Here is a 25,782-nt window from a genome sequence, read left to right on the forward strand (position 1 = left end):
ATAATTAATCTAATTTAAATTCTTTATGTAAAGCAGCTATTGCTCTTTTAACATGCTTAACAGAAACCAGAACTGAAATTTTTATCTCTGAGGTAGAAATAACCAAAATATTAATTTTTTTTGAGGCTAGTGCCTGGAACATTCTATACGTTATACCTGGTGTCGTTATCATACCAACACCGATAATTGAAACTTTAGAAACACCTTTATCAAAAGATAATTTTTTAAAAGATATTTTTTTATTTTGTTTAATTAATTTTTCTGTTTTTTTTAAATCATCAGCTTTTATAGTAAATGTAAGATCTGTCTCTCTTCCATCTAAAGATATATTTTGAACCACCATATCTACATTAATAAGATTTTTCGATAGTGGTTTAAAAATAGAAGCAGCAACACCAGGTCTATCTTTTACTCCTACAATTGTAATTTTAGCATCATTTTTTGTTGATGAAATTCCAGTAATAATTTGGTCACTAAATGCTTTTTTAGAATTTGTTATTAAGGTTCCAGATTTTGATACAAATGAAGATTTTACTTTAACATCAATCTTATTCAACTTTGCATCCTGAACCGATGTAGGCTGCATGACTTTTGAACCGAGAGATGCCATTTCTAACATTTCGTCATAAAAAATTTTTTTAATTTTTTTTGCTTTTTTATACTGCCTTGGATCAGTAGTATAAACTCCATCTACGTCAGTATATATTATACACTCATCAGCTTTAATAAATTTTGCAAGCATAATTGCAGTTGCATCAGATCCGCTTCTTCCAATTGTTGTTATTCTTAAATCTTTACTTACACCTTGAAATCCTGTGATGATAGGTATTCCACCTGATTTTAGATATCTATTTAGTTCTTTGATGCCTATTGAACCAATCCTTGCACTTGAATGAGGACCATCTGTTAAAATAGGTAATTGCCATGATGTCCAAGATCTCGATTTAAACCCATTATGTTTTAGTCTACCAGCAATAAGTGCACATGATGCTTGTTCTCCAGTCGAAACTAATACATCATATTCTGCTCTATCAAAATTGCTACTTATAAGTTTAGATTTATTAACTAACTCATTTGTCACACCACTCATTGCCGATGAAACAACTACTACCTTATTTTTTTTCTTTTTATAAAAAGCAATAATTTTGCATACCTTTTTAATTCTATCTATAGTTCCTACAGATGTTCCACCAAATTTTAATACGATAGTTTTCATGCTAGCTTTAATTATTAATATTTAATAAATAATGGATAAAATACATCTAAATTATTATGTCAACTATTTATCACAATGACTAGTGTAAATAAAAAAGAAATAGATAAATTTTCTAAAATGGCCAATGAATGGTGGGATCCAGAGGGTAAATTCAAACCACTTCATAAATTTAATCCAACAAGAATAAAATATATAAAAGAAAATATTATTAATAATTTCAAATTAAAAAATAAATCTAAACCTTTATCAGGAATTAAAATTTTAGATATTGGATGTGGTGGAGGATTGTTATCTGAACCAATGTCAAGAATGGGTGCTAATGTAACGGGTATTGATGCATCTGATAAAAATATAAAAATTGCAAAACTTCATTCAAAAAAAAATAAGCTTAAAATTAATTATTTATGTTCATCACCAGAAAAACTTAAAATTGAAAAAAAATTTGACGTCATTTTAAATATGGAAATTGTTGAACACGTAGAGAATATAGATTTTTTTCTAAAGTCATGCTCAAAGCTTTTGAAAAAAAATGGACTAATGTTTGTTGCAACAATAAATAAAACTTTGAAATCTTATGTTTTTGCGATTGTTGGAGCAGAGTATGTTTTAAGATGGCTACCAATCGGAACACACGAATGGGAAAAATTTGTTAAACCTGAAGATCTTATAAAAATTTTGATTAAGTATGATTTATCTCTCAATAAATTAGAGGGTATGAACTTTAATATTTTTAAGGATGAGTGGAGTATCTCTAAAGATTTATCCGTAAATTACATAGCAAAGTTTATTAAATACTAATTTTCTTTTTCATCTATCCAAGGAAACGTCTGAACATCTATACCTTCTTCTTTTAATTCTTTTAAATCTTCCTTTGATGCACTACCAAAAATACCTTTTGATTTTTTTTTACCATTATAATGGATTGATCTAGCCTCATATGCAAAATTATCACCAACATAATTGAAATTGTCTTTAATAAATTTTTGATAATCTTTTATAGTTTTTTTTACTTTATTGTATTTTTCTAGGTTTAATTTTTCATCAGTTTTTGATTTATGACTTATTAGCTGAGGTGCCATAAGTGTTTTTTCAACTTTTTCTGAATTACAATTATGGCAATTCAAAAGTTTTTTCTTTTTTAGTCTTTCATACTCGTTTGAAGATGCAAACCAACTATCAAATTTTAAATTACATTCTTTACAAAAAAGTTTATATTTAATCATGATTATTAGTTAATTATAAAATTTAGGTTTTCAATAAGTTAACTTCTATAGTCTGCATTAATTTCAATATATTTTTTTGTTAAATCCATAGTATAAGCTGTAAAGTTTTTATTTCCTGTAAAAGTTTCAATGTTTATTTCTATATTTTCAGATTTCATATAATTTGCTGTTTGTTTTTCATCATAACTTTGATTTAATTTTCCACCTTCTACAATTGTTATATTTCCAAACTTAACAGATAATTTTTTTAAATTAATTTTAGGCCCAGCTTTACCGATTGCCATTATAACTCGGCCCCAATTTGGATCTTCTCCAGAAATTGCAGTTTTCACTAGTGGAGAATTTGCAACAGATAAAGCAATTTTTTTTGCATCTATCTCATTTTTACATTTGCTAACATTTATTGTTATGAATTTTGATGCTCCTTCACCGTCTGAAACAATTCTTTTGGCCAAATTCAAAAGAACATTATTTAATGCTTTATCAAAATTTTTAATTTTATTTTCATTCACATTTTTTACTTGAGAATTTTTAATTTCATTGGTTGCAAAGATAGTTGCCATATCATTGGTGCTGGTATCTCCATCACAAGAAATAGCATTAAATGTATTGGTTATATTTTTTTTTAATAGCTTTCCTAAAACGTCATTAGATAAAGTTGCATCAGTAAATATATACGCTAGTGTTGTAGCCATATTCGGATGTATCATTCCTGAACCTTTGGCAATTCCATATATTTTTACTTTTTCACTTCCAATATAACATTCCTCCATAGCTAATTTTGGCTTTGTATCCGTAGTCATAATTGCAAGTGCTGCCTTCATCCAAATAAATTTATTTTGAGTATAAGTAATTTTTTTAATTAAATTTGGAATATTGTTAGAAATTTTTTCATATGGAAAAATTTCTCCAATAGTACCCGTACAACCAAATATTATATTCTTTGAAGAAATTTTTTTTGGACTCTCTTCGTCTTCTTCTTGTTTTTTATTTAATTGTTTCGCAGTTAAATCTGCTATTTTTTTTAAACTTTCATACCCTTGCTTTCCTGTAAAAGCATTTGCATTTCTTGTATTTACAATGAGAGAATATATTTTTTTCGGTCTTTGATTTATATTCCATTTTATATTTTCAGATACTATTTTTGATTGGGTATAAACAGAAGCATAATTAGCACCTTCTCTGAAATAGAACATTGTTAAATCATCTCTGATATCTTTATATAAATTTGCAGAAACAACTGAAATTGAAAGACCATCTAAATGATCAAGGTCTTGAAAATCAATCATTTTAGTATTTTTTGATTGAGATGATAAAAAATTTGTTAAATTAATTCCCATATTGTTTAAATTATTTATTTAATTCATATATTAAACCATATAAGAAAAGAATAAATCAAATAGTCATGTTTAACCCGTTAAATTTAATAACAAAATTTATCAAATCTAGTAATCAAAAAGAGCTAGATAGAATTGTTAAAATTGTTGAAAAAATAAACTTACATGAGGAAAATTTTAAAAATTTAAATGAAGACGACTTTCCAAAAAAAACTAATGAATTTAAAAATCAAGTAAAGAACGGAAAATCTTTAGACGAGTTACTTCCAGAAGCTTTTGCTTTAGTCAGGGAGGCTGCCAAACGAACACGAAATGAAAAACACTTTAACGTTCAGTTAATAGGAGGTGTAGCCTTACATGAGGGCAAAATTGCTGAAATGAGAACTGGAGAGGGAAAAACTTTAACCATAACACTCGCCGCTTATTTAAATGCATTGAGTGGTAAAGGTGTTCATATAGTAACTGTAAATGATTATCTTGCAAAAAGAGACTCTATTGAGATGGGGCGAATTTATAATTTTCTAGGTCTTTCATCAGGATTTATTAACAACTATCAAGATGATGCTGAACGTAAAAAAAACTATAATTGTGACATCACTTATGCAACTAATAGTGAATTAGGTTTTGATTACTTGAGAGATAATATGAAATTTTCTCAAGAGCAAATGGTTCAAAGAGATCATAATTTTTCAATAGTAGATGAAATAGATTCATGCTTAATTGATGAGGCAAGAACGCCTTTGATAATTTCTGGAGCTGCTGAGGATAAAACTGCCCAATATCTGTCAATTGATAAACTAGTTAGAATCTTGAATAATAAAGACTTTGAAATAGATGAAAAAGAAAAAAGTATCTTATTGACAAATGATGGAATTAATAATGTTGAAAAACTTTTTTCTAACGCTGGTATCTTAAAAAACAATAATTTTTATGATCCAGAAAATTTACATTTAGTTCACCATGTTAATCAAGCATTAAGAGCAAATTATTTGTTTGAAAAAGGTAAAGATTATATTGTTAAAGATGGAAGTCTTAAAATTATTGACGAACTTACTGGAAGAATTTTAGAAGGTAGACGTTTTGGGGATGGTTTGCATCAAGCATTAGAGGCAAAAGAAAAAATTCAAGTTCAAGCTGAAAATCAAACCTTAGCTTCGATAACTTATCAAAATTATTTTAAACTTTATAAAAAATTATCTGGTTGTACTGGTACAGCCGCGACAGAATCTGAAGAATTTTTTGAAATTTATAATCTTCCTGTTGTTGTTATCCCAACAAACAAAGAAATGATCCGAAAGGATTTTAATGATTTAATTTTTAGAACAGAAACAGAAAAGAACGATGCAATTATAAAAAAAATAATTGAAAGAAATAAATTAGGTCAGCCTATTTTAGTATTTACCTCAAGTATTAATAAATCAGAAGTTTATTCAAATTTGTTAAATCAAAAAAATATTAAACATGTAGTGTTAAACGCAAAAAATCATGAAAATGAAGCAGAGATAATTGCAAATGCAGGAAAAGAGAATTCAGTAATTATTACAACAAGTATTTCAGGAAGAGGAGTTGATATTCAACTTGGTGGGAAGAAGGGCTCTATTCCAGATGACCAGCTTAAAATAAATAAGGATAAAATTAAATCCTTAGGAGGTTTGTTTGTAATTGGCACGGAGAGAATGGAGTCTAGAAGAGTTGATAACCAGGCAAGAGGAAGATCTGGAAGACAAGGAGATGAAGGTAGTTCTATATTTTATGTTAGTTTAGAGGATGATTTAATGAGAATTTTTGGGTCAGAGTCAATGAATAGTATGCTCGAAAAACTTGGACTTAAAGATGGTGAAAGTATCGATCATCCCTGGATTAATAAAGCATTAGAAAGAGCGCAACAAAAAGTGGAGGCTAGGAATTTTGATATTAGAAAAACGCTTATCAAATTTGATAACGTTCTTAATGATCAAAGGCATGTTGTGTTTTCACAAAGAAAAAATGCGATGAATAGTGAAAATATTTTTGATTATTCAGATGAATTTTTAAAAGAAATATCTGATGATTTAATTAAGTTAAAAATTTCAAATTTATCCAATCTTAAAAGTAATGAATTTAATAATAAAACTAAGCAAATAATTGGAAAAAGCTTTGAAGAAACTGAATTTAAGGATTTAATTGAAGCAAAAGATAAAGATTTTAGAGAAAAGATTTCTAATAAATTTCAAGAAACTAGAAAGGAACGGATTAAACTTTTGGGTGAAGATCATGCTAAAGATATTGAAAAAAGAATTTTTCTTCAATCAATTGATTTAAACTGGAAATCCCACATTCAATATTTGGAGCAATTAAGACAAGTCATAGGTCTAAGATCTTATGGTCAAAGAGATCCTCTAGTTGAATATAAAAAAGAGGCATTTGAATTATTTTCAAATCTATTAGAAAAATTAAAATTAGACTATGTAACTATTTTAATGAACTTAAAAGTTGTAGTAGAGTCAACTAAGGAAAATGAAAAAAAACAAAACGATATTTCTAAACAAATTTCAAACAATAAAAAAATGGGAAGAAATGAACCATGTTTTTGTGGGTCTGGAAAAAAATTTAAGCATTGTCACGGTACTTTATAAATTTAAATAAATAACAAAATTAAAGAAATTAAAATTAATACACCTATAATAGTTGATAATACTTTTTTTGATTTTAAAATTTTATCAAAATTATTTTTCTTAATAGTTAATGTGCTTAGATCCTCAGTACTAGTGATAAAACCATCGTTTCTTCCAATTTTAAGAAATTTGTTTTTTCTCTCAGTCATTATTTCTTCTGAAGATAATTCATCAAAATAATTTAAATTTTTTGATAAAGTTTCTCTCACGTTATTTAATATAATATCTCTATCTCTGTGCGCGCCGCCTAAAGGTTCTTCAATTATTTCATCAATAACTTTTAATTTTAATAAATCTTTAGCTGAAAGTTTCATAGCTTTCGCAGCATCAAGCATTTTTTTTGGATCTCTCCATAGAATAGTTGCACATCCCTCAGGGGATATTACTGAATAAATTGCATTTTCTAGCATAAGGACTTTATTTGATGAAGCTAATGCAATTGCTCCACCAGAACCACCCTCGCCTATAATTATTGCAATTGTTGGAACTTTAAGCTCCATACAGCATTCGATTGATTTTGCAATTGCTTCGGCTTGACCTCTTTCTTCTGCTCCTACGCCTGGATATGCTCCTGGAGTATCAATAAAAGAGATTATTGGAATATTAAATTTGTTTGCTAAGTTCATTAATCTTATAGTTTTTCTATAACCTTCTGGCCTCATCATTCCAAAATTTCTCTCAATCCTGCTGTCCAAATCTTCTCCTTTTTCTTGACCTATTACTAAAACAGATTTTCCATTGAACTTTGCAAATCCAGTTAATACTGATTTATCCTCTCCATAATATCTATCCCCAGATAATGAAATGAAGTCTTCAAACAAATTATCAATAAAAAATTTTGCTTTAGGCCTATCTTCATGGCGAGCAACCATAGTAGTCTGCCAAGGATCTAAATTGGAATAAATATTTTTTAATTTTTCATCAATTTCTGTTTGAGTGCTTGAAATTTTTTGAGTATTAACTTCTGATAATCCCTCTTGATTGTAAGGATCTTTCAATTTTTCTAGTTCGTTTTCTAGATCTTTAATTTCTGTTTCAAAATTTAGATAATTTTTCATACTTTATTTATAGCGGATGGATAAAATACAAAAAAGGCAATAAAATGATATTAAATAAGGTGTAATTCTTATTAATTGACTTAAATCATTTAAAAGATACAAATTCATTATCGGGAGAGACTATTTATAGCGCCGAAGGAGCAACCACCCCGGAAACTCTCAGGCAAAAGGACCGATTAAAGCATAACACTCTGGAAAGAGATTGATTTCCGCCGAAGGAGTAAAGCTCTCAGGCAAAAATACAGATGGGGTACGAATTAAGTGCTATGCAAGAAAAATATATTAAAATTAATAATCTTCAAGTATCTGAAAAGCTATCAAACTTCGTAAATAATGAATTATTAAAAAATACAAATGTATCTTCAGAAAATTTTTGGTTAGGTCTAGAAAAAACTCTTGATGACTTGGCGCCAAAAAATAAAGAATTAATTAAATTAAGGGAAGATTTACAGAAGAAAATAGATGATTGGCATATCAAAAATAAAAGTAAAGAATTTAATTTAGATGAGTACAAAAAATTTTTATTAGAAATTGGTTATTTAAAAAATGAAGGACCTGATTTTAAAATAGAAACAGAAAATGTTGATGAAGAAATTGCAAGTATAGCTGGACCTCAGCTAGTTGTACCTGTCATGAATGCGAGGTATGCATTAAATGCTGCAAATGCAAGATGGATGAGTTTATATGATAGTCTTTATGGTACAGATGTAATTGAACAGTCTGAAGACAGCGTATCTGAACGGTATGACCCTTTAAGAGGTGAAATGGTTATAAAATATGGAAGAGATTTTTTAGATAAATACTTTCCATTAGCTGGATTAAGCTGGAATAAAATTACAAGTTTTGCAGTAAAATATGGGAAATTAAAAGTTTTAAAAGGTGCTGATATTTTTGATTTGGAAGATGAAAATAAATTTGTTGGCCACCGAGGTGAAAGCGATAATCCATCTGCAATTATTCTAAAAAATAATAATTTACATATTGAAATTCTAAAAGACTCAAGAGCTTTTGCTGCTCAACAAGATCATGCAGGTATAAGTGATATTATACTAGAATCTGCAGTTTCAACAATTTGTGATAATGAAGATAGTGTAGCAGCAGTTGACGCGGAAGATAAAATTATTTGTTATAGAAATTGGCTAGGTCTAATGAGAGGAGATCTTAAGTCAAAATTTGAAAAAGAAGGAAAATTATTTGAGAGAAAATTAAATCCACACAGAAGCTATATCTCAAAAGATGGGAAAGGCTTGAAGTTACATGGTAGAAGCCTATTGCTTGTAAGAAACGTTGGTCATTTAATGACTAACCCTTCAATTTTATTACGTGATGGAAGTGAAATACCCGAGGGTATTATGGATGCATTTATAACTACAGCAGCCGCACTACATGATATTAAAAATAAAAATAATTCAAGAACTGGATCAGTTTATATTGTAAAACCTAAAATGCATGGTCCAGACGAGACGGCATTTACAGATTTAATTTTTTCTAAAGTTGAGGAAGTTCTAAATTTACCTAAGTACACATGTAAGATTGGAATTATGGATGAAGAGCGAAGAACATCAGCAAATTTAAAAGAATGTATTAGAAGTCTTAAAAATAGGGTTTTTTTTATTAATACTGGCTTCTTGGATAGAACTGGTGATGAAATGCATACATCAATGGAAGCTGGTCCTATGATTAAAAAAGGTGATATGAAATCATCTAAATGGATTACTGCATACGAAAATAACAATGTTGATATTGGTTTAAGTTGTGGATTTTCTGGTAAAGCTCAAATTGGAAAAGGGATGTGGGCAATGCCAGATAAAATGAAAGATATGATGGAGCAAAAAACAGGACATTTAAAAGCAGGTGCAAACTGTGCGTGGGTTCCATCACCAACAGCAGCTGCTTTACATGCTCTACATTATCATGAAATAAATATTTTCGATGAACAAAAAAAATTAACTAAAAGAGAACCATCTAGGCTTGATGATCTTTTAACAATTCCAATAGCAGATAGACCTAATTGGTCTGTAGAAGATATAAATAAAGAAATTTCAAACTCTGCACAAACTTTATTAGGGTATGTTGTAAGATGGGTCGACCAAGGTGTCGGTTGTTCAAAAGTTCCAGATATTAACAACATTGGCTTGATGGAAGATAGAGCAACTCTAAGAATTTCTTCACAACATATAGCCAACTGGATTCATCATGGAATTACAACAAAAATACAAGTAACTGAAATAATGAAAGAGATGGCCAAAATAGTAGATGATCAGAACAAAGATGATTCACTATATGTTAAAATGAGTGATAATTACGAAAATTCTATAGCGTTTCAAACGGCATGTGATTTAGTATTTAAAGGTAAGGAGCAACCTTCAGGTTATACTGAACCATTACTTCATTTAAATAGATTGAAAAAAAAATCTAATCTGAGTTCGAAACCAAATTAGATCGATTTTTAAAAGCAGAAAATAATGTACCATCATCTAGACTTTCAATCTCTCCTCCTACTGGTAAACCTTGTGCTAATTTAGTAATTTTAACATCTAAATTTTTTAGACTATCTTGAATGTAGTATGCAGTTGTTTGACCTTCAACAGTTGCACTAGTTGCAAGAATTACCTCTTCGATTTTATCTCTATTAACTCTTTCAACTAATGAATTAATTAATAAATCTTCTTTTCTTTGGCCAACTGAAGAAATTGTTCCTCCTAAAATATGAAAATAGCCCTGAAAGATATTTGAATTTTCAATCGACCATTGATCTGCAATATCCTCTACTACACAAATTTTATTAAATTTTTCTTTTGTATTCTCACAATTTAGACAGCCATTTGAATTTGATTTTAATGCACCACATGAATTGCATCTAACTACATTTTTATAAACTTGCGCCAATGTATTTGCCATAGGTTTTACAAGTTCATCACGATTATTAATTAATTTTAAAACAATTCTTTTTGCTGATTTGGGACCTAAACCTGGAAGTTTTGAAATTAATTTAATTAATTCTTCTATCTCACTGATGTTTTGCATTTATTATAAAGGCCATTTAAAACCAGGAATTCCAAAACCTCCCGTTGCTTTTGAAATTTCCTCAGTTGTTTTTGATTTAAGTTGAGATTTAGCACTGTTATGTGCTGCAACAATTAAATCTTCAATTATGGTTTTGTCCTCTTTCATAATTTCATCAGATAACTTTATTGTTTGCATCTCTCCCTCTCCATCCAAAGTTATCTTTACAGAATTTGAACCTGAAACTCCTTTAACTCTAATTTCTTTAATCTTTTGTTGGCTTTCTTTCATTTTTGCCTCAAGTTCTTTTGCCTTATCTAATATTTTACTAAAATCAGTCATTATTAACTCCATCTTTCTTTGAATTTACATCTATTAACTCGGCATCAGGAAATTTATCCATCACACTTTTAAATATTTCTGAATTTTTCATTTCATCGATTAATTGTTTTTTAACATTTTTTTGTTTATCTTTTACTGACATTTGCCCTTTTAATTTACTAAATGTAATAATCCATCTTTCACCGGTCCATTCAAAAAGCTTTGATGATAAATCTTTAACAAAGTCTTTATCTAAACTTTCGTTAAAAGATATTTCAATTCTATTTTTTTCAAATTTTACAAGGTTAACATTTTTTTCTAACTCGTATTTAAGTTTGATTTCTTTTTTTTTCGAACAAATTTCAATTAAATCCTCAAATGCATTTATATTAATTTTATGTTCTGCTTTAATTTCTGTTTGAACATCTGGTTTAGTTTTTTCTTCCTGTGCAACATTCTTAATTTGATTTATTGTTTTAGAGGTTAATTCAGTTTGTGTATTCTTTGCAAAATTTTCACTTTTCAATCTGTCTTCGACATTTTCAATTTTATTTTTAGATTTTACAGAAATTAAATACATTAGTCTTATTAAGAACATCTCAATTGAAAGGTGTTGATTAGATACTATGTCTATCTCTTCGAGAGAAGAGATGGCAAATTGCCAAAATAATATTAATACCTCTGAATCTATTTTATTTGATAAATTTTTAATTTTAGAAAATTCCTCATCATTTAATGAAAAATTTGTACTTTCTAAAGTTAAAGAATTAATATTTTTAAAGTAGTAAAGTAACTCTAAGAAATCATTAATAAAAACCTTTGGTTCAACACCTTGGTCATAAATTTTTCTATAAATACCTATTACTTTTGTTTCTTCACCTTTTAAAATTAACTCAAACAAATCGATTAATTGAGATTTATCAAAATACCCAAAAATTTTCTGAGCTGAATTTAAGTCTAATTCTTTTCCTTCATCCAAACTTAATAGTGCTCTATCGAGCAACGATAAAGAATCTCTAACAGAACCCTCAGAAATTTTTACTATCAGCTTTAAAGCATCGTCGCTTATTTTTCCATTTTCCTTGTCCTTAATTTTTTTAATAAACTCCAACAATTCTGTAGATTTAATTCTAGATAAATCAAATCTTTGACATCTTGATACTACTGTAATTGGAATTTTTTTAATTTCTGTGGTCGCAAAAATAAATTTTAAATATTCTGGTGGCTCTTCTAGAGTTTTTAATAAAGCGTTAAATGCTTGTTTGCTTAACATATGAACTTCATCAATAATGAAAATTTTATATTTTACCGAGGTCGGCCCGTATCTTGAAAATTCGATTAAATCTCTTACGTCATCAATACCTGTTTTGCTCGCAGCATCCATTTCAAGCACATCTATATGACTAGACTCGCTTATGGATTTACAGCTTTCACAAAAGTTTTCTTTACATAAATTATCGATACCATTTGAACAATTAAGTGCTTTTGCAACAATACGAGCTGTTGTGGTTTTTCCTATTCCCCTTATTCCAGTGAACAAATATGCGTTAGGTATTTTGTCAGCTTTAATCGAATTGGTGATAGTTTCTGCAACAACCTCTTGACCAATAAGATCATCAAAAGTTTGAGGTCTATATTTTAACGCTAATACTTTTGAGTTATTATTCATATATCTATTAGGAGACTAGAACCTGAATAACTGTCTCTACGACTGCTTCCGTTAAGATCTGGTCGAGTTCAAGCAGCATTCACCTCTAGCCTCCAAAACCATTATAGCAGTTAAAATTTCTAATCTACAAGAAAAGTTTCTTATTTTTTTTGTCTCAAGTTATCTGCTTCGAAAACACCTAGAACGTGAAAATCCTCACAATGTAGACCTAGCTCTTCAAGGGATTTCTGAACTTTTGGATCTTCGATGTGTCCATCCAAATCACATAAGAAAAAATAAGAGTCGAAACTATTTTTTTCTGGATAACTTTGTAATTTAGTTAAGTTTACACCATTAATAGCAAAACCCCCTAGTGATTGGTAAAGAGCTGCTGGCTTACTTTTCAATTTAAATAAAAAAGAGGTTATGTAAGTTTTATCTTTAAATTCTGGTTGAGAAATATTTTTTCCCATAACCAAAAATCTTGTCAAATTTCCACTTTCGTTTTCTATATTTTTTTTAATTACTTCTAAACCATAAATCTCAGCGCTTAATGAAGATGCTATAGCTGATTGCTTAACGTCTTTTGTTTTAGAAATCATTTCAGCAGATCCAGCAGTATCTGCTCTAATATGTTCTGCTAAATTATTTTCTTTTATAAATTTTGAACACTGGGACAATCCTTGCGCATGTGAATATACTTCTTTGATATCTTTTAATTTAGCACCTGGTTGTCCTAATAAGTTGTGTTCAATTTTTTGAAAATGCTCTTTATAAATATTTAGCCTATGTTTAAATATTAAATATTCAATTCCAATATTACCAGTGATTCTATTTGACTCTGGAATTATTATTCTGCTATCTTCTTCTTCTGATGCTTTGTTAAAACAATCATCAAAAGTTTTGCAAGGCAAGATTTTTGCTTTAGGATCAATAGAAAGTGCTGCTAAATGAGAATATGCACCAAAAGTTCCTTGAAAATAAATTTTACTCATCAATTCTTATATTCCATTATTTTTTTCAAGGCTATATAATCTTCCTCTGTATCTACTCCTATTGGAGATGACTTTGCAAGTGAGACATTGATATCAATATTATTGTCTAATGCTCTTAACTGCTCTAATTGATTTTCTATTTCATTTTTGGATTGATCCAAGTGAACAAATTTTTCAAGACAATTTGTTGAATAACAATAAATTCCAATATGGTGATAAATATTATCTACCTGCTCAGATTTTCTTGAAAAGGAGACTGCCTTTGGAAAATAATCCTCTTCTAGGCTTCTTTCAGTGATTACCTTAACAATATTAATATTCTTGAGGTTTCTATTATCTTTTATTTTTGCCGCAAGAGTTCCTAAATTAGAATTATTTTTTACCATTTTTTCATTCAAACTTTTTATGTCATCAATGTCGATTGCTGGTTCATCACCCTGTAAATTCATAATAAAATCAACATCTCTAATATTTGATTTTTTAAGTGCTTCGTGAATTCTATCTGTACCTGTTTTGTGTTTATTGCTAGTCAAAATAGCGTTGAAACCATTTCTTTTAACATCATCAATAATTTCATGGTCCTCTGTAGCTACAATCACATCTCCAATATTGGCCTCTTGTGCTTTTTTAGAGACATGTGAAATAATTGATAAACCATTTATTTTTAGCAAAGGCTTACCTGGCAGCCTAGTTGCGGACATTCTAGAGGGTATAATTACTAAAGTTTTCATTATATTTTTAAATTATTATACTCATTAAACAACTATAGAGGCAAATTTATACATTAAATTTTAGCTTTTTTTTAATTTATCATGTTATACGTTCACTACAAAATTTAGAAAAAATGGATTCTTTTGAAATAAATAAAATAGTTGCTGCAGTTTTAATGGTTGCACTGCTTGTAATCGGAATAGGAAAATTATCTGATATTATATTTCACGTAGAGAAACCTGAGACCCCTGGATATTTAGTTGAGGTGGAAACTGCAACTACTGTTTCCGCAACTAGCGCAGATTCAGAAGTTGAAAAAATTGATATAGCTGCTTTGATGGCAATGGGAGATATTGCAACTGGAGAAAAAGTTTTTAAAAAATGTGCTGCTTGTCATTCAATAGTTAAAGGTGGAAAGAATGCTATAGGACCTGCTCTATACAATGTTGTAGGAAGAAAAGTTGGAGAAGTGCAGGATTATAAATATTCAAAAGCATTGGCAGCATATGATAAAGAATGGACTTTTGAAGAGTTAAACGGATTTTTAAAAAAACCAGCAAAGTATATTAAAGGAACTAAAATGGCTTACGCAGGTTTAAGAAAAGAAAGTGACAGGGCGTCAGTTATTAAATATTTAAATGAAAATTCTGATAACCCTTTACCACTACCTTAATTTTCCAAAACAATATAATAAAATACTTTTTTGTACGTGAACTCTATTGAGTGCTTGTTGCCACACATGTGATTTTTTACCTAAGAAAACTTCATTACTTACTTCATTACCTCTAGGTAAACAGTGCAAGAAAATACAACTTTTTTTTGCATATCTCATTAATGTTCGATCAATTTTAAAATTTTTAAATGCTTGTATTTTTTTCTTCTTATTAACTTTGTCATTTAAAGAAATAACTTTATCTGAAAAAATTACATCTGCATTTGAAGCTGCTTTTTTCGCATCATTAAAAATATAAATTTGTTTATTATTTTTTTTGACCCAAGCTCTAACTTCTTTTCCTGGTTCAAATTTTTTTGGGCAACCAATACTTAGCTTGAAGGAAAATTTGACTGATGCAGCTATTAAACTATCTAAAACATTGTTGGAGTCTCCTATCCAACAAATGTTTAATTTTGAAATAGGTTTCTTTTTTATTTCCTCAACTGTAAATACATCTGATAAAACCTGAGTAGGATGAGATGAGGGACTTAAGCCATTAATTACAGGTATTGATATATATTTTGCAAAATTTTCAACCTTTTTATCGCTATCAGTTCTAAGCATAAATCCATCACCATAAGTAGATAAAATTTTAGCAGTATCAGCAACGCTTTCTCCTCCTTGACCTAAATGAAGTTCGTTTGATCTCAGAGTTAAGGTGCCGCCACCTAGTTGTTTAATAGCTAAATAAAAGCTTAATCTTGTTCGTAAACTAGATTTTTCAAACATTTGGATTAATAATTTTCCTTTTAAGGGTGCACCCTTATCAACTTCAAGTGTGCTTAGTTTTTTTCTTAAACTTTTTCTTTTCTTAGCGTCTGCAATAATCTTTCTCAAATCTTTTGCGGGTATATCTTTTAGATTTATAAAATGTTTCATGATTATTTTATTTCTGAGCAAACTTTATCAATTATTTTTAATGCTAAATCTATTTCTTTTATTTTGACATTTAAAGGAGGCAAAATACGAACAACATTTTCAGCAGCACGGATAGTTAACAATTTATTGTCCATTAATTTTTTGATAAACTTTGTTTGATCTGTTTGAAGTTGAATTCCAATTAATAAACCTCTTCCTCTTATCTCCTTAATAATACTTGGATATTTTTCCTTTAACTTATTTAATTTCGAAAAAAAATATCTTGAAGATTTTTTTACGTTATTTAGAAATTTCTTAGTAGAAACAATATCCATGACTGTATTCCCAACAGCCATAGCTAGAGGATTACCACCAAAAGTTGAACCATGAGTTCCAGGTATCATGCCGACAGCAACTTTTTTATTCATTAAAACTGCACCAATAGGAAAACCTCCACCTATTCCTTTTGCGATTGGTACTATATCTGGTTTTACTTTAGATTTTTCAAAAGCAAAAAAATTCCCAGATCTTCCTACTCCACACTGGACCTCATCTAATATTAATAATATTTTTTTTTTATTACATAATTTTCTTAATTCTTTTAAACACCAGTCTGGAATTACCTTAATGCCCCCCTCACCCAGAACCGTTTCAACCATGATTGCTGCTGTATTTTTAGTAATTTTTTTCTTTAACGATTTGTGATCTCCAAAATCAAAATGATCAAACCCTCCTACATAACCAAATCCCTGAGTCATTTTCTTTGACCCACTTGCAAAAATAGTGGCTAAAGTTCTTCCGTGAAAAGAATTTCTAATACATAAAATTCTAGTTTTATTAGGTTTTCCGATTGAATAAAAATATCTTCTTGCAATTTTAATAGCCGCTTCAGTAGCCTCTGCCCCAGAGTTTTGAAATATCACATAATCAGCAAATGTTTTTTGACATAATTTTTTAGCCAATTTTTCTCCCTCAGGAATTTCAAAAGCATTAGAAACATGCCAAAGTTTTTTTGATTGATCTCTTATTGTTTTAACTAATTTTGGATGAGCATGGCCCAATGAATTAACTGCTATACCCGACAGCATGTCTAAATATTTTTTACCATCAGTTGAAAAAAGATAACTTCCTTTTCCATGCTTAAAGGCAATTTTTTTTCTATTATAATTTTTTGCTAAATAACTCATTAATTTAAATTGTTTTATAAAGTTTAATTATTAATACAAGTTGGGATTGAAAATATACATATACTTAATTTGCTTATTGCTGTTGATAACTCTTAATTTTTGATTGTTTCATTTAAATTAATAACAGTATATTGTCATTTTATTAATATAAAACACAACATATAGATATGAGCTGGACAGAAGAAAAAGTTGAATCTCTCAAAAAATTGTGGGGTTCTGGTAAAACTGCAAGTCAAATTGCTGAAATAATCGGCGGCATATCACGTAATGCTGTTATAGGAAAGGCCCATCGATTAAATCTATCAGCAAAAATAAAAACAAGAACTGCAACTTCCAATCAAACTTTTAATAACTCAACAAATGAAAAAAATATTCAAGCAGCAAAAAGAGGAAGAAAAAGTAAATTTAAGTCATTAATAATCGAAAAAGATTTTGAGCCAGAAAATCCTAAACAGCTAGAAGAGCTTGACGAGAATTCTTGTAAATGGCCTATTGGGCATCCTGATGAAAAATCATTTTATTTTTGTGGTAGATCATCATTAAAAGACTTTTCGTATTGTAAACTTCATCTGCTTTATGCTTATCAACCAAAAGGTAAAAAAGAAGATGTAATTGAAAAAGAAGAAGTTCCAGAATTTATAGAAAAGAAAATTAAATCTGCTTAATTTTGACTAGGCTTATTTTCTAAATCGTTACTAGAAGTGTATTTTTCTGTTGAGAATTGTCCACCCTCTCTCCACATATAACAATACTTTTTAACCTCATCATTAAAATATCTTTTACTTGGCATTCCAATATCTGAATTAGTTTTATATTTTCCTGATGCGATATTATCATATTTTAAAAGTCTTAACTGATCCCTTGTAAGTAAAGGTTTAGGCAATATCTCAAAAAAACTTGCTGATAACTCTGCTAATTTTAAAGGAAAAGGTAATAAAATTCTTTTTTTATCAATAAGATTTAATAATCTTTGTAATATCTCTTTAAAAGTAATAATCTCTGGTCCTACACACTCTATAATTTTAGAATAGATGTTTTTTGAAATAACATGATGTATCGTATCAGTTAAATCACTACAAGCTATAGGGGCAAAACGAGTGTTACCTCCGTAATAAATGGGAAATACAGGAAGTCTACTCAATAAGGTCATGAAATTTGTAGTAAAATTATCCTCCACAGAATAAACAATCGAGGGTCTTAAAATTGTTGCTAAAGGAAAGTTTTTTAATATTTCATTCTCTCCCTCAAGTTTACTTTTTGCATAATCAGAATCGCCTGCATCATTAATTCCTAGTGCTGATAAGTGAATAAAATGTTTAAGATTATATTCTTTACAAAGCTTCGCTAAAATTGATGGAAATACAGTATGAATGTTTTTAAAAGTACTACCTTTTTTCTGCTCAAATAAAATTCCAACTAGATTTATGCAAATATCTGCCTTTTTAAAAAGTTCTCTAATTTTTTTTTCATCAAATATATTAGCTTCAACAATATTAATAAAACCAGCGTTTCCTAGAGTCTTCAAAACAATACTTTTTTGATGAATATTTCTTGTTACAGCAGTGACAGTATAATTATCCTTAGTCAATTTTCTTACAATTGAGCGACCTATTTGCCCTGAACACCCGAAAATTAGAACATTTTTAGCTTTCATAGACAATTTTTTGCTTTCATATATATATATTTTAAATGAGTAATAATATTCAGCTTCACAAAGGGGATATACCCGAAAACCTAAATTTGGGCAACAGAATAGCTGTTGATGGTGAATTTATGGGTCTTAATGTTAGACGAGATCCATTGTGTCTAATACAATTATCTTCTGGCAATACAGACGCACACATAATTCAATTTAATAGAAATAATTATAAAGCTCCTAATTTAGTTAAAATCTTAAGTGATGATAAAATTATAAAAATATTCCATTATTCGCGTGCAGATTTAGCTCATATTAAATATTATTTAAAAACGGATGTGAATAATATTCTAGACACCAAAATTTGCAGCAAACTGTCTAGAAGTTACTCAGATAACCATTCCTTAAAAACTCTAATAAAAGAATTCATAAATATAGATATTAGTAAGCAATTTCAAAGCTCTGATTTCGGCGGAAAATTATCGCCAGCACAATTAAAATACTGCGCGAATGATGTAATCTATCTTCATAAAATTCATGATGAGCTTTACAAAATACTTGAAAGGGAAAATAGAGTAAAACTCTATGAAGATTGCTTAAAATTCGTTAAGACAAGAGTTCAACTTGATTTAGCAGAGTTTAAGGATGATATTTGGTCTCATTAATGAAAAGTAAAAAATTTATTTCAACTGCTAAAGATGTAATCAATCTTGAAATCAAAGCACTTCAGCAATTAAAAAAAAATATTAATTCGTCTTTTGATAAAGCTGTAATTCAAATAGCAAAGTGCCAATCAAAAATAATTCTTTGTGGTGTTGGAAAGAGTGGACTTATTGCATCTAAAATTGCCTCCACTTTAGCATCAGTGGGCACTCCCTCTTTTTATGTTTCAGCGAGTGAAGCATCTCATGGAGATCTTGGCATGATCTCTAAAAAAGATATTTTAATACTTATAAGTAATTCTGGAGAGACAAATGAATTAAAAAATATAATTCAATATTCAAAAAGGAATAAAATTTTACTTATTGGTATTGTATCTAAAAGAGACTCGGTATTATACAGGGCATCAGATATAAAACTTACAATCCCAAAAGTTTCTGAAGCTGAAGGAATTGTTCCAACTGCGAGTACAACTTCACAACTGGCTTTAGGTGATGCTTTGGCAATTGCAACAATGAGATATAAAAAATTTGGTAAAATGGATTTTAAAAAATTACACCCAGCTGGTAGTCTCGGATCACAACTTCGAACTGTAGAAGATATTATGGTAACTGGAAAAAAAATTCCATATGTAAATGAAAATATGCAAATGAGTAAAGCATTTAAAATTCTTGCTGAAAAAAAACTTGGCTTTCTGATTGTTAGGAATAAAAGCAAATTTACCACTGGCATTATCACAGATGGACAAATAAGAAGATATAGTCAAAAAAACTTAAACTTTAGATCACTTCCTGTAAAAAAAATAATGACTAAAAAGCCTATATCTATCGATAAAAATGAATTTGCCGCTAAAGCTCTTAATTTAATGAATAGCAAAAAAATAACTTCTCTAGCAGTTATTAACAAAAAGAAACCTTTGATAACAATTGGTGTAATTCATATTCACACAATATTGCAATCAAATATTTCTTAAATGATTAAAAAGATAATTTTATCTATCTCAATAATAGCATTATTAATTATATTTTTTTTCTATTTTAAATCTCCACATCAAAAAGATATTAATAAAAATGAAGAAATCATTCCAGAAACCAGCTCATCGACTTCAAATATGATTGAAAATGTTGAATATTTGTCAATGGATCCTAAAGGAAACGAATATATTATTAAGGCTCAAGAGGGTGAGATAGATATAAATAATAGTGACATTATTTTCTTAAGAAATGTTAAAGCAATAATTAATTTAAATAATTCAAAAAAAATTTTCATATCTGCAGATTTTGGAAAATATAATATTAATAATTTTGATACTATTTTCTCAAAAAATGTATTAATAGATTATTTAGATAAAGAAATTGATTGTGAATATTTAGACTTTTCAATATCAAGAAATACAATGATTATATCAAATAATGTTGTTTATAAAGATTTAGAAAATACTCTAAAAACTGACGTCATAGAAATAAATATAGAAACTAAAGAAACAACATTTTATATGTACGATAGAAATAAAAAAATTAATATAATTAACAAAAAATAATATGGGAATAATTAAACCTTTTAGAATAAAATCTTTTAAAAATAAAAACCCTATTATTGAATTTGAAAATGTATCTTTATCTTATGGTAACAGATTGATTTTAGACAATATAAATTTTAAAATAAATCAGACTGAAATTTTTGGGATGTTGGGGCCGAATGGCGTTGGTAAATCTACAATATTTAATCTTATCACAGGATTAATTTCTCCGAAAAAAGGTAAGATTAAAATAAATGGAGAATTAGTTAATAGCTACCCTGTTTATTTGAGAACAAAAAAGTTTAAAATTGGATATGTCCCTCAATACGGTGGTTACTTCAGCGATTTAACATTATTGAACAACTTAAGAGCAATTGGAGAAATTGTAATCGAAAATAAAAATTTAATGAACGAAAGAATAAACTATTTAATTTCAAAATTTGAATTAGAAAATATAAAAGATATAAAATCAAAATATCTTTCTGGTGGTCAGAAAAAGAAATTAGTTATAGCCTTAGCATTATTGAGTGATCCCAAAGTGCTTTTATTAGATGAGTGCTTTGCTGCACTTGATATATTAACAATAAAAATGATTCAGGAGATTATTATTAATCTCCAACAAGAAAATAATATTACAATTTGTATATGTGATCATCAAGCAAGAGATTTGCTTGCGTGTGTTGACATTGCAATGATATTAAGTAATTGTAAAATTGTTGCTAAAGGAACTCCATCATCATTAATAAAAGATATTGATGCACAAAATGCATATTTCGGAAATTCATTTAAAATAAGCTAACAATTAAATGTCTAACTTTATCACAGTAAAAAAAAAAATAAAAACTTTCAAAACAACTATTGAAGTCAGTGGGGACAAAAGCTTAAGTATTAGATGGGTTTTACTCTCTTCATTGGCTGAGGGAATTTCTGTAGCTAAAAATCTATTAATGTCAGAAGATATTTTTGCAGCATTAAAAGCTGTTCAGAAATTAGGTATTAAAGTTTCTCTTAAAAAAAATGTTTGTAAGATTTATGGTAAAGGAATTAATGGATACAGATACAAAAAAAATATAACTATAAACGCACAAAATTCTGGAACACTTGGAAGATTAATACTGGGTTTATTAATTAACTCGCCATTTAAAATAAAATTAATTGGTGACAAAAGTCTTTCAAAAAGAGATTTTAAAAGAATTTCAGATCCACTGTCAAAATTTGGAGCAAAATTTAGTCTTTATAAAAAAAAATATCTACCATTAACAATAATTGGATCAAAAAATCTAAATCCAATAAAATACAATGAAAACAAAGGATCTGCTCAATGTAAAAGTGCTGTAATTCTTGGTGGTATAAGAGCTAATGGTATAACTGCAATTAAAGCAAAAAAATCTAGAAATCATACTGAGTTATTATTTAAAAATTTGAAATTACCAATAAAAATAAAAAAAAATAAAAAATTTGACCTAATAAATATTCAGAAAGTAAAAAAAATACAAAAGCTTATATACAACATTCCTTCAGATATAAGCTCGAGTGCATTTTTCATAATATTAACGGTTTTAAGTAATAACTCAAATCTACTAATTAAAAATGTAAATATAAATCCTTCAAGAGTTGGAGTCATTACTATTTTAAAAAAAATGGGAGCAAATATTTCTTATAAAAACATTAAATTTTATAAAGGCGAAAAAAATGCGGATATTCAAATTAAAAGTTGTAAGTTTTTAAAACCAATTAACTGCCCAATAAGCTTGAACAGTAGTGCAATAGATGAATTTTTGTTAATTTTTTTAGTTGCAGCGAAAGCAAAGGGGATGTCAACTTTTAAGAAATTAGATGAACTTAATAAAAAAGAGAGCCCAAGATTATTGTGGGGTAAAAAAATTCTTACAAATATGGGGGTTCAAACAATTTCTACAAAGGATTCTATAAAAATATTTGGCAACCCTAATTTAAAAATAAATAAAAAAATAATAATCAAAAATTTTTTAAAGGATCATAGAGTATTTATGACATCAGTCATCGCCGCATTGTCATTTGGGGGGCATTGGATAATACACGATAAAGATTCAATAAAATCATCTTTTCCAAATTTTTTGAAAATTTTAAATAAAATAAAAAAATGATTAAAAAAAAAAAATTAAAAATAGCAATAGATTCACCTGCAGCTGCTGGTGCTGGCACATTAGCTAAAGCAATATCAAAACATTACAACCTTTTTTATTTAGATACTGGTAAAATTTATAGATTTATTGCCTATTTAAAATTAAAACACCCAAAAAAATTTAATAAAAATTTTATAGAAACAAAAATTAAATCTTTAAAAGTAAAAGATTTACAAAAAAACGATCTATTGACTGAAGAAGTTAGTACTGAAGCTTCAATTATTTCTAAAAAGAAAAAAATAAGAAAATTAGTATTTTCTTTTCAACACAACCTAGCTTACAACCCACCAAAAAAATATAACGGCTCTTGTCTTGATGGTAGAGATATAACTTATAATATTGTTCCAGATGCAGATTTTAAATTTTATATAACAGCAAACATAAAAACTAGAGCACTTAGAAGATTCAAAGAATTAAAAAAATTTAAAAAAAACATTTCCTATGAAGATGTGTTAAAAAGCATCAAAAAACGTGATAAAAGGGACTTAAATAGGAAAATCTCTCCACTAAAGAAAACAAAAGATTCACTATTGATTAATACTACAAACCTTAATAAAAGGGCATGTTTTTTAAAAATAAAAAAAATAATAGATAGGAAATTGAATTATTAATGGAAATATATAAGGATCTCTCAAGTTCTGCATCAAAAGAATTCGAAAAATTATTAAATAGTCAGCTCTCAAAAACCCAAATTGAAGAAGGTAAAATTATCAATGGCAAAATAAATAAAATTACTGAAAAATTTGTATTTCTATTTGTTGAAGGTCTTAAATCAGAGCCAGTTCTCGACATTAATGAACTAAAGAGCATGGGACTTTCTGAAAAAATTAAAATAGGTCAGACTATTCCTGTATTGCTAGAAAAGATTGAAGATAAAAATGGTGAAGTAATTGTTTCAGCTAGTAAAGCTCAAAAAATAAAGGGATGGGATCTTTTAGTTGCAGCTTATGAAGCTGACGAACCTATTATGGGTAAAATAACATCAAAGTGTAAAGGTGGATGTATAGTAGAACATATAGATACTGGATCGTTAATGTTTCTTCCAGGAAGTCAAATAAGCGATAAACCTCTTAAAGATATAAGTCATTTAATGAATGAACCACAAAAATTTAAATTAATTAAACTAGATAAAATTAGAGGAAACGCATGTGTATCAAGAAGAGAAATAATATCCTCTTTTAAAAAAGAAGATAAAGCTAAACTAGTCGCAAAGTACAAAGAAGGAGATATTATTAAAAATGCAGAAGTGAAGGGATTTTCTAGTTTTGGAGCTTTCTTCAATGTTAATGGTGAATTAGATGTTCTTGTCCACCTTCAGGAATTAAGCTGGAGTAGAGTTGATCACCCTGATCAAGTTTTAGAAATTGGACAAAAAAACATAGACTTAAAAGTTATCTCTGTTGACCTAGATAAATTACAAGTTGGTTGCAGTATCAAACAACTAACATCTGATCCTTTTGGAAATATAGATAATTATGAATTAAATAAAATTTATAAGGTAAAAGTTATGAAGCTCGCTGACTTTGGTGCCTTTTGTGAACTAGAACCAGGACTAACTACACTTCTTCATAGTTCTGAACTTTCATGGACTAAAAAAAATGTTTCTGCAAAAAAAATGTTTAAACTTAATCAAGAAATAGATGTGATGATTCAGGAAATAGATCGAGAAAAACGTAGAGTTGCAGTAAGTTATAGATTAACCCAAGAAAACCCTTATGAAACATTTTCAAAACGTTTCCCAGTAGGTAGTACTGCAACAGCTGAAGTAGTAAGTAAAAATGAATACGCTTTATTTGTTAAGGTTGAAGATATTGACCTTGAAGCCTTTCTTCATTGTAATGATTTAACTTTTTTGAATAATGGTGAAGATGAGCTTAATAAATATAAAAAAGGTGACAAAATAGATGTTAAGGTTTTAGAAATTAAACCATCGGAACAAAAAATTAGAGTAGGATATCGTCAAACACAACAAGATCCTTTTGACTTCTTTAAAGAAAAAGAAAAAGGTAATACAATTACGGTCAAAGTAGTTAGTACTGATAATAAGGGTTTAACTGTAAGACCTGAGGGTTGTGAAATGGATTTTCATATTAAAAAAAGTGAAATTGCTATTAATTCTGCAGACGCCAGACCATCTAGATGGACTGGTGGAGAAAAAGTTGATGTCGCAATCAAAGAATTACAACTAGATAAAAGAAAGGTTGTTCTTAGTATCAAATATCTCGAAGAACAAGATAGAGATATTGCTTTAAAAACTTATGGAAGTGAGGCCAGTGGAAAAAACTTGCCCTTTTCATCACTTTCAGATGATTTAAAGAAAAAAGAGGAAGATAAATAATAATTAGAGAATATTTAAATTGGCTATTGTAAAATCAAAGCTTTTAAAACAACTTTCAAACAATTATCCAAATTTTTTAAAAAAAGATTTAGAAAAGTTTACTGATATTATTCTAAATGAAATTAAAAGAACTCTTAAAAAGGGTGATAGAGTAGAATTGAGAGGTTTTGGAGTTTTTTATACAAATATTCAAAGAGCTAGAATATCAAGAAACCCTAAAACTGGTGAAAAAGTTAATACTCCAGAAAAAAAAACTATTCACTTTAAAATGTCCAAAGACTTGTTTAAAAAATTGAATAATGAAGAATAAACAAATTTTTGTTGCCTGTGATACTTCAAATTTAAATGAAATAAAAAAAATAATTAATCAAACTAATTCAAATAAATTAAGAATAATTCCTAAATTTGGCCTTCAGTTCTTTTATTCAAAGAATGGAAGAAAATTTATAGCAAAATTCAAAAAAGATTTTTGGTTAGATTTAAAAATAAATGATATCCCACAAACAGCTTTGTCTGCTATTGACAGCTTAAAAGA

Annotated in this window: 25 protein-coding genes, 1 pseudogene and 1 riboswitch; of the genes and pseudogenes, 14 read left to right on the plus strand and 12 right to left on the minus strand. The window is 28.3% G+C overall.

Features of this window, described 5'->3' with window-relative positions; genetic code table 11:
• Positions 1-4 precede the first annotated feature (4 nt).
• Positions 5-1,216 carry an aspartate kinase gene (locus tag ACTTBL_RS06185; protein ID WP_440644060.1) on the minus strand — a complete coding sequence of 404 codons (1,212 nt, stop codon included), beginning with the start codon at positions 1,214-1,216 and terminating at the stop codon, positions 5-7.
• Positions 1,217-1,291: 75 nt separating this feature from the next.
• Here ACTTBL_RS06185 and ubiG point away from each other — a divergent pair, with 75 nt between their 5' ends.
• Positions 1,292-2,014, plus strand: coding sequence for a bifunctional 2-polyprenyl-6-hydroxyphenol methylase/3-demethylubiquinol 3-O-methyltransferase UbiG (ubiG, locus tag ACTTBL_RS06190; protein WP_440644061.1), 723 nt, complete (start codon positions 1,292-1,294; stop codon positions 2,012-2,014).
• Here the strand turns inward: ubiG and ACTTBL_RS06195 are convergent.
• Both ACTTBL_RS06195 and argJ read right to left on the minus strand, forming a co-directional pair.
• Positions 2,011-2,439, minus strand: a complete 429-nt coding sequence (locus tag ACTTBL_RS06195; RefSeq protein ID WP_440644062.1) for a DUF1178 family protein — start codon at positions 2,437-2,439, stop codon at positions 2,011-2,013. The two genes, ubiG and ACTTBL_RS06195, sit on opposite strands and share 4 nt — an antisense overlap.
• 38 nt (positions 2,440-2,477) lie before the next feature.
• On the minus strand, positions 2,478-3,779 hold the full coding sequence (argJ, locus tag ACTTBL_RS06200; protein ID WP_440644063.1) for a bifunctional glutamate N-acetyltransferase/amino-acid acetyltransferase ArgJ: 1,302 nt from the start codon (positions 3,777-3,779) through the stop codon (positions 2,478-2,480).
• A gap of 65 nt (positions 3,780-3,844) precedes the next feature.
• Between argJ and secA the strand changes: the two genes are divergently transcribed.
• A complete protein-coding gene (gene secA / locus ACTTBL_RS06205; protein WP_440644064.1) occupies positions 3,845-6,391 on the plus strand; it encodes a preprotein translocase subunit SecA in 2,547 nt (848 codons plus the stop codon).
• Positions 6,392-6,393: 2 nt separating this feature from the next.
• On the opposite strand, the gene ACTTBL_RS06210 is transcribed toward secA, so the two are convergent.
• The gene (locus tag ACTTBL_RS06210; protein ID WP_440644065.1) at positions 6,394-7,488 is read right to left on the minus strand and encodes an acetyl-CoA carboxylase carboxyltransferase subunit alpha; all 1,095 of its coding nucleotides are present in this window, start codon (positions 7,486-7,488) and stop codon (positions 6,394-6,396) included.
• A gap of 101 nt (positions 7,489-7,589) precedes the next feature.
• Positions 7,590-7,673, plus strand: a riboswitch (glycine riboswitch).
• 81 nt (positions 7,674-7,754) lie between these two features.
• Between ACTTBL_RS06210 and ACTTBL_RS06215 the strand changes: the two genes are divergently transcribed.
• Positions 7,755-9,929 carry a malate synthase G gene (locus ACTTBL_RS06215; RefSeq protein ID WP_440644066.1) on the plus strand — a complete coding sequence of 725 codons (2,175 nt, stop codon included), beginning with the start codon at positions 7,755-7,757 and terminating at the stop codon, positions 9,927-9,929.
• Here the strand turns inward: ACTTBL_RS06215 and recR are convergent.
• The 5 genes from recR to kdsB form a co-directional block, all read right to left on the minus strand.
• Entirely contained in the window at positions 9,904-10,515 is a 612-nt protein-coding gene (gene recR / locus ACTTBL_RS06220; RefSeq protein WP_440644067.1) for a recombination mediator RecR, read from the minus strand. The genes ACTTBL_RS06215 and recR overlap by 26 nt on opposite strands.
• Positions 10,516-10,518: 3 nt before the next feature.
• Positions 10,519-10,836 carry a YbaB/EbfC family nucleoid-associated protein gene (locus tag ACTTBL_RS06225; protein ID WP_440644068.1) on the minus strand — a complete coding sequence of 106 codons (318 nt, stop codon included), beginning with the start codon at positions 10,834-10,836 and terminating at the stop codon, positions 10,519-10,521.
• On the minus strand, positions 10,829-12,484 hold the full coding sequence (dnaX, locus tag ACTTBL_RS06230; protein ID WP_440644069.1) for a DNA polymerase III subunit gamma/tau: 1,656 nt from the start codon (positions 12,482-12,484) through the stop codon (positions 10,829-10,831). The genes ACTTBL_RS06225 and dnaX overlap by 8 nt, the downstream gene beginning before the upstream one ends.
• A gap of 140 nt (positions 12,485-12,624) precedes the next feature.
• Complete coding sequence (locus ACTTBL_RS06235) at positions 12,625-13,458, minus strand: prephenate dehydratase domain-containing protein (RefSeq protein ID WP_440644070.1); 834 nt, start codon at positions 13,456-13,458, stop codon at positions 12,625-12,627.
• The gene (gene kdsB / locus ACTTBL_RS06240) at positions 13,458-14,189 is read right to left on the minus strand and encodes a 3-deoxy-manno-octulosonate cytidylyltransferase (RefSeq protein WP_440644071.1); all 732 of its coding nucleotides are present in this window, start codon (positions 14,187-14,189) and stop codon (positions 13,458-13,460) included. Before kdsB ends, ACTTBL_RS06235 begins: the two co-directional genes overlap by 1 nt.
• A gap of 113 nt (positions 14,190-14,302) precedes the next feature.
• On the opposite strand from kdsB, the gene ACTTBL_RS06245 reads away from it, so the two are divergent.
• Positions 14,303-14,842, plus strand: a complete 540-nt coding sequence (locus tag ACTTBL_RS06245; RefSeq protein WP_440644072.1) for a c-type cytochrome — start codon at positions 14,303-14,305, stop codon at positions 14,840-14,842.
• On the opposite strand, the gene argF is transcribed toward ACTTBL_RS06245, so the two are convergent.
• Positions 14,834-15,763 (minus strand): ornithine carbamoyltransferase, encoded by a 930-nt coding sequence (gene argF / locus ACTTBL_RS06250; protein ID WP_440644073.1) that lies wholly within the window; start codon positions 15,761-15,763, stop codon positions 14,834-14,836. The genes ACTTBL_RS06245 and argF overlap by 9 nt on opposite strands.
• 2 nt (positions 15,764-15,765) lie before the next feature.
• Positions 15,766-16,929, minus strand: a complete 1,164-nt coding sequence (locus ACTTBL_RS06255) for an aspartate aminotransferase family protein (protein ID WP_440644074.1) — start codon at positions 16,927-16,929, stop codon at positions 15,766-15,768.
• Between the two features lie 167 nt (positions 16,930-17,096).
• Here ACTTBL_RS06255 and ACTTBL_RS06260 point away from each other — a divergent pair, with 167 nt between their 5' ends.
• Complete coding sequence (locus tag ACTTBL_RS06260; protein ID WP_440644075.1) at positions 17,097-17,594, plus strand: GcrA family cell cycle regulator; 498 nt, start codon at positions 17,097-17,099, stop codon at positions 17,592-17,594.
• Here ACTTBL_RS06260 and ACTTBL_RS06265 read toward each other — a convergent pair.
• Complete coding sequence (locus ACTTBL_RS06265; protein WP_440644076.1) at positions 17,591-18,583, minus strand: complex I NDUFA9 subunit family protein; 993 nt, start codon at positions 18,581-18,583, stop codon at positions 17,591-17,593. The two genes, ACTTBL_RS06260 and ACTTBL_RS06265, sit on opposite strands and share 4 nt — an antisense overlap.
• Before the next feature lie 35 nt (positions 18,584-18,618).
• On the opposite strand from ACTTBL_RS06265, the gene ACTTBL_RS06270 reads away from it, so the two are divergent.
• The 9 genes and pseudogenes from ACTTBL_RS06270 to ACTTBL_RS06310 form a co-directional block, all read left to right on the plus strand.
• Entirely contained in the window at positions 18,619-19,230 is a 612-nt protein-coding gene (locus ACTTBL_RS06270) for a ribonuclease D (RefSeq protein WP_440644077.1), read from the plus strand.
• Positions 19,230-20,198, plus strand: a complete 969-nt coding sequence (locus ACTTBL_RS06275; protein ID WP_440644078.1) for a KpsF/GutQ family sugar-phosphate isomerase — start codon at positions 19,230-19,232, stop codon at positions 20,196-20,198. The genes ACTTBL_RS06270 and ACTTBL_RS06275 overlap by 1 nt, the downstream gene beginning before the upstream one ends.
• The gene (gene lptC / locus ACTTBL_RS06280) at positions 20,199-20,765 is read left to right on the plus strand and encodes an LPS export ABC transporter periplasmic protein LptC (RefSeq protein WP_440644079.1); all 567 of its coding nucleotides are present in this window, start codon (positions 20,199-20,201) and stop codon (positions 20,763-20,765) included.
• 1 nt (position 20,766) lies between these two features.
• The gene (locus tag ACTTBL_RS06285) at positions 20,767-21,543 is read left to right on the plus strand and encodes an ATP-binding cassette domain-containing protein (RefSeq protein WP_440644080.1); all 777 of its coding nucleotides are present in this window, start codon (positions 20,767-20,769) and stop codon (positions 21,541-21,543) included.
• Between the two features lie 7 nt (positions 21,544-21,550).
• On the plus strand, positions 21,551-22,870 hold the full coding sequence (gene aroA, locus ACTTBL_RS06290) for a 3-phosphoshikimate 1-carboxyvinyltransferase (RefSeq protein ID WP_440644081.1): 1,320 nt from the start codon (positions 21,551-21,553) through the stop codon (positions 22,868-22,870).
• Positions 22,867-23,520, plus strand: a complete 654-nt coding sequence (cmk, locus tag ACTTBL_RS06295; RefSeq protein ID WP_440644082.1) for a (d)CMP kinase — start codon at positions 22,867-22,869, stop codon at positions 23,518-23,520. The genes aroA and cmk overlap by 4 nt, the downstream gene beginning before the upstream one ends.
• Positions 23,520-25,247 (plus strand): S1 RNA-binding domain-containing protein, encoded by a 1,728-nt coding sequence (locus ACTTBL_RS06300; protein WP_440644083.1) that lies wholly within the window; start codon positions 23,520-23,522, stop codon positions 25,245-25,247. Before cmk ends, ACTTBL_RS06300 begins: the two co-directional genes overlap by 1 nt.
• 19 nt (positions 25,248-25,266) lie before the next feature.
• A complete protein-coding gene (locus ACTTBL_RS06305; RefSeq protein WP_440644084.1) occupies positions 25,267-25,557 on the plus strand; it encodes an HU family DNA-binding protein in 291 nt (96 codons plus the stop codon).
• Positions 25,547-25,782 (plus strand): annotated as a pseudogene (locus tag ACTTBL_RS06310) (orotidine-5'-phosphate decarboxylase); the annotation flags it as partial. The gene ACTTBL_RS06305 and the pseudogene ACTTBL_RS06310, both read left to right, overlap by 11 nt.

The organism is Candidatus Pelagibacter sp. HIMB123 (assembly GCF_052048195.1).
Lineage (GTDB): Bacteria > Pseudomonadota > Alphaproteobacteria > Pelagibacterales > Pelagibacteraceae > Pelagibacter.

Bases quoted from the DNA above. Each gene is read 5' to 3' on its own strand.
- argJ (WP_440644063.1), bottom strand. From the start codon at position 3,779: ATGGGAATTAATTTAACAAATTTTTTATCATCTCAATCAAAAAATACT.
- ubiG (WP_440644061.1), top strand. From the start codon at position 1,292: ATGACTAGTGTAAATAAAAAAGAAATAGATAAATTTTCTAAAATGGCC.
- ACTTBL_RS06245 (WP_440644072.1), top strand. From the start codon at position 14,303: ATGGATTCTTTTGAAATAAATAAAATAGTTGCTGCAGTTTTAATGGTT.
- argF (WP_440644073.1), bottom strand. From the start codon at position 15,763: ATGAAACATTTTATAAATCTAAAAGATATACCCGCAAAAGATTTGAGA.
- ACTTBL_RS06225 (WP_440644068.1), bottom strand. From the start codon at position 10,836: ATGACTGATTTTAGTAAAATATTAGATAAGGCAAAAGAACTTGAGGCA.
- ACTTBL_RS06215 (WP_440644066.1), top strand. From the start codon at position 7,755: ATGCAAGAAAAATATATTAAAATTAATAATCTTCAAGTATCTGAAAAG.
- lptC (WP_440644079.1), top strand. From the start codon at position 20,199: ATGATTAAAAAGATAATTTTATCTATCTCAATAATAGCATTATTAATT.
- ACTTBL_RS06275 (WP_440644078.1), top strand. From the start codon at position 19,230: ATGAAAAGTAAAAAATTTATTTCAACTGCTAAAGATGTAATCAATCTT.
- cmk (WP_440644082.1), top strand. From the start codon at position 22,867: ATGATTAAAAAAAAAAAATTAAAAATAGCAATAGATTCACCTGCAGCT.
- aroA (WP_440644081.1), top strand. From the start codon at position 21,551: ATGTCTAACTTTATCACAGTAAAAAAAAAAATAAAAACTTTCAAAACA.
- ACTTBL_RS06210 (WP_440644065.1), bottom strand. From the start codon at position 7,488: ATGAAAAATTATCTAAATTTTGAAACAGAAATTAAAGATCTAGAAAAC.
- secA (WP_440644064.1), top strand. From the start codon at position 3,845: ATGTTTAACCCGTTAAATTTAATAACAAAATTTATCAAATCTAGTAAT.
- dnaX (WP_440644069.1), bottom strand. From the start codon at position 12,484: ATGAATAATAACTCAAAAGTATTAGCGTTAAAATATAGACCTCAAACT.
- ACTTBL_RS06185 (WP_440644060.1), bottom strand. From the start codon at position 1,216: ATGAAAACTATCGTATTAAAATTTGGTGGAACATCTGTAGGAACTATA.
- ACTTBL_RS06195 (WP_440644062.1), bottom strand. From the start codon at position 2,439: ATGATTAAATATAAACTTTTTTGTAAAGAATGTAATTTAAAATTTGAT.
- ACTTBL_RS06260 (WP_440644075.1), top strand. From the start codon at position 17,097: ATGAGCTGGACAGAAGAAAAAGTTGAATCTCTCAAAAAATTGTGGGGT.
- ACTTBL_RS06285 (WP_440644080.1), top strand. From the start codon at position 20,767: ATGGGAATAATTAAACCTTTTAGAATAAAATCTTTTAAAAATAAAAAC.
- ACTTBL_RS06300 (WP_440644083.1), top strand. From the start codon at position 23,520: ATGGAAATATATAAGGATCTCTCAAGTTCTGCATCAAAAGAATTCGAA.
- ACTTBL_RS06265 (WP_440644076.1), bottom strand. From the start codon at position 18,583: ATGAAAGCTAAAAATGTTCTAATTTTCGGGTGTTCAGGGCAAATAGGT.
- ACTTBL_RS06235 (WP_440644070.1), bottom strand. From the start codon at position 13,458: ATGAGTAAAATTTATTTTCAAGGAACTTTTGGTGCATATTCTCATTTA.
- kdsB (WP_440644071.1), bottom strand. From the start codon at position 14,189: ATGAAAACTTTAGTAATTATACCCTCTAGAATGTCCGCAACTAGGCTG.
- ACTTBL_RS06270 (WP_440644077.1), top strand. From the start codon at position 18,619: ATGAGTAATAATATTCAGCTTCACAAAGGGGATATACCCGAAAACCTA.
- ACTTBL_RS06255 (WP_440644074.1), bottom strand. From the start codon at position 16,929: ATGAGTTATTTAGCAAAAAATTATAATAGAAAAAAAATTGCCTTTAAG.
- recR (WP_440644067.1), bottom strand. From the start codon at position 10,515: ATGCAAAACATCAGTGAGATAGAAGAATTAATTAAATTAATTTCAAAA.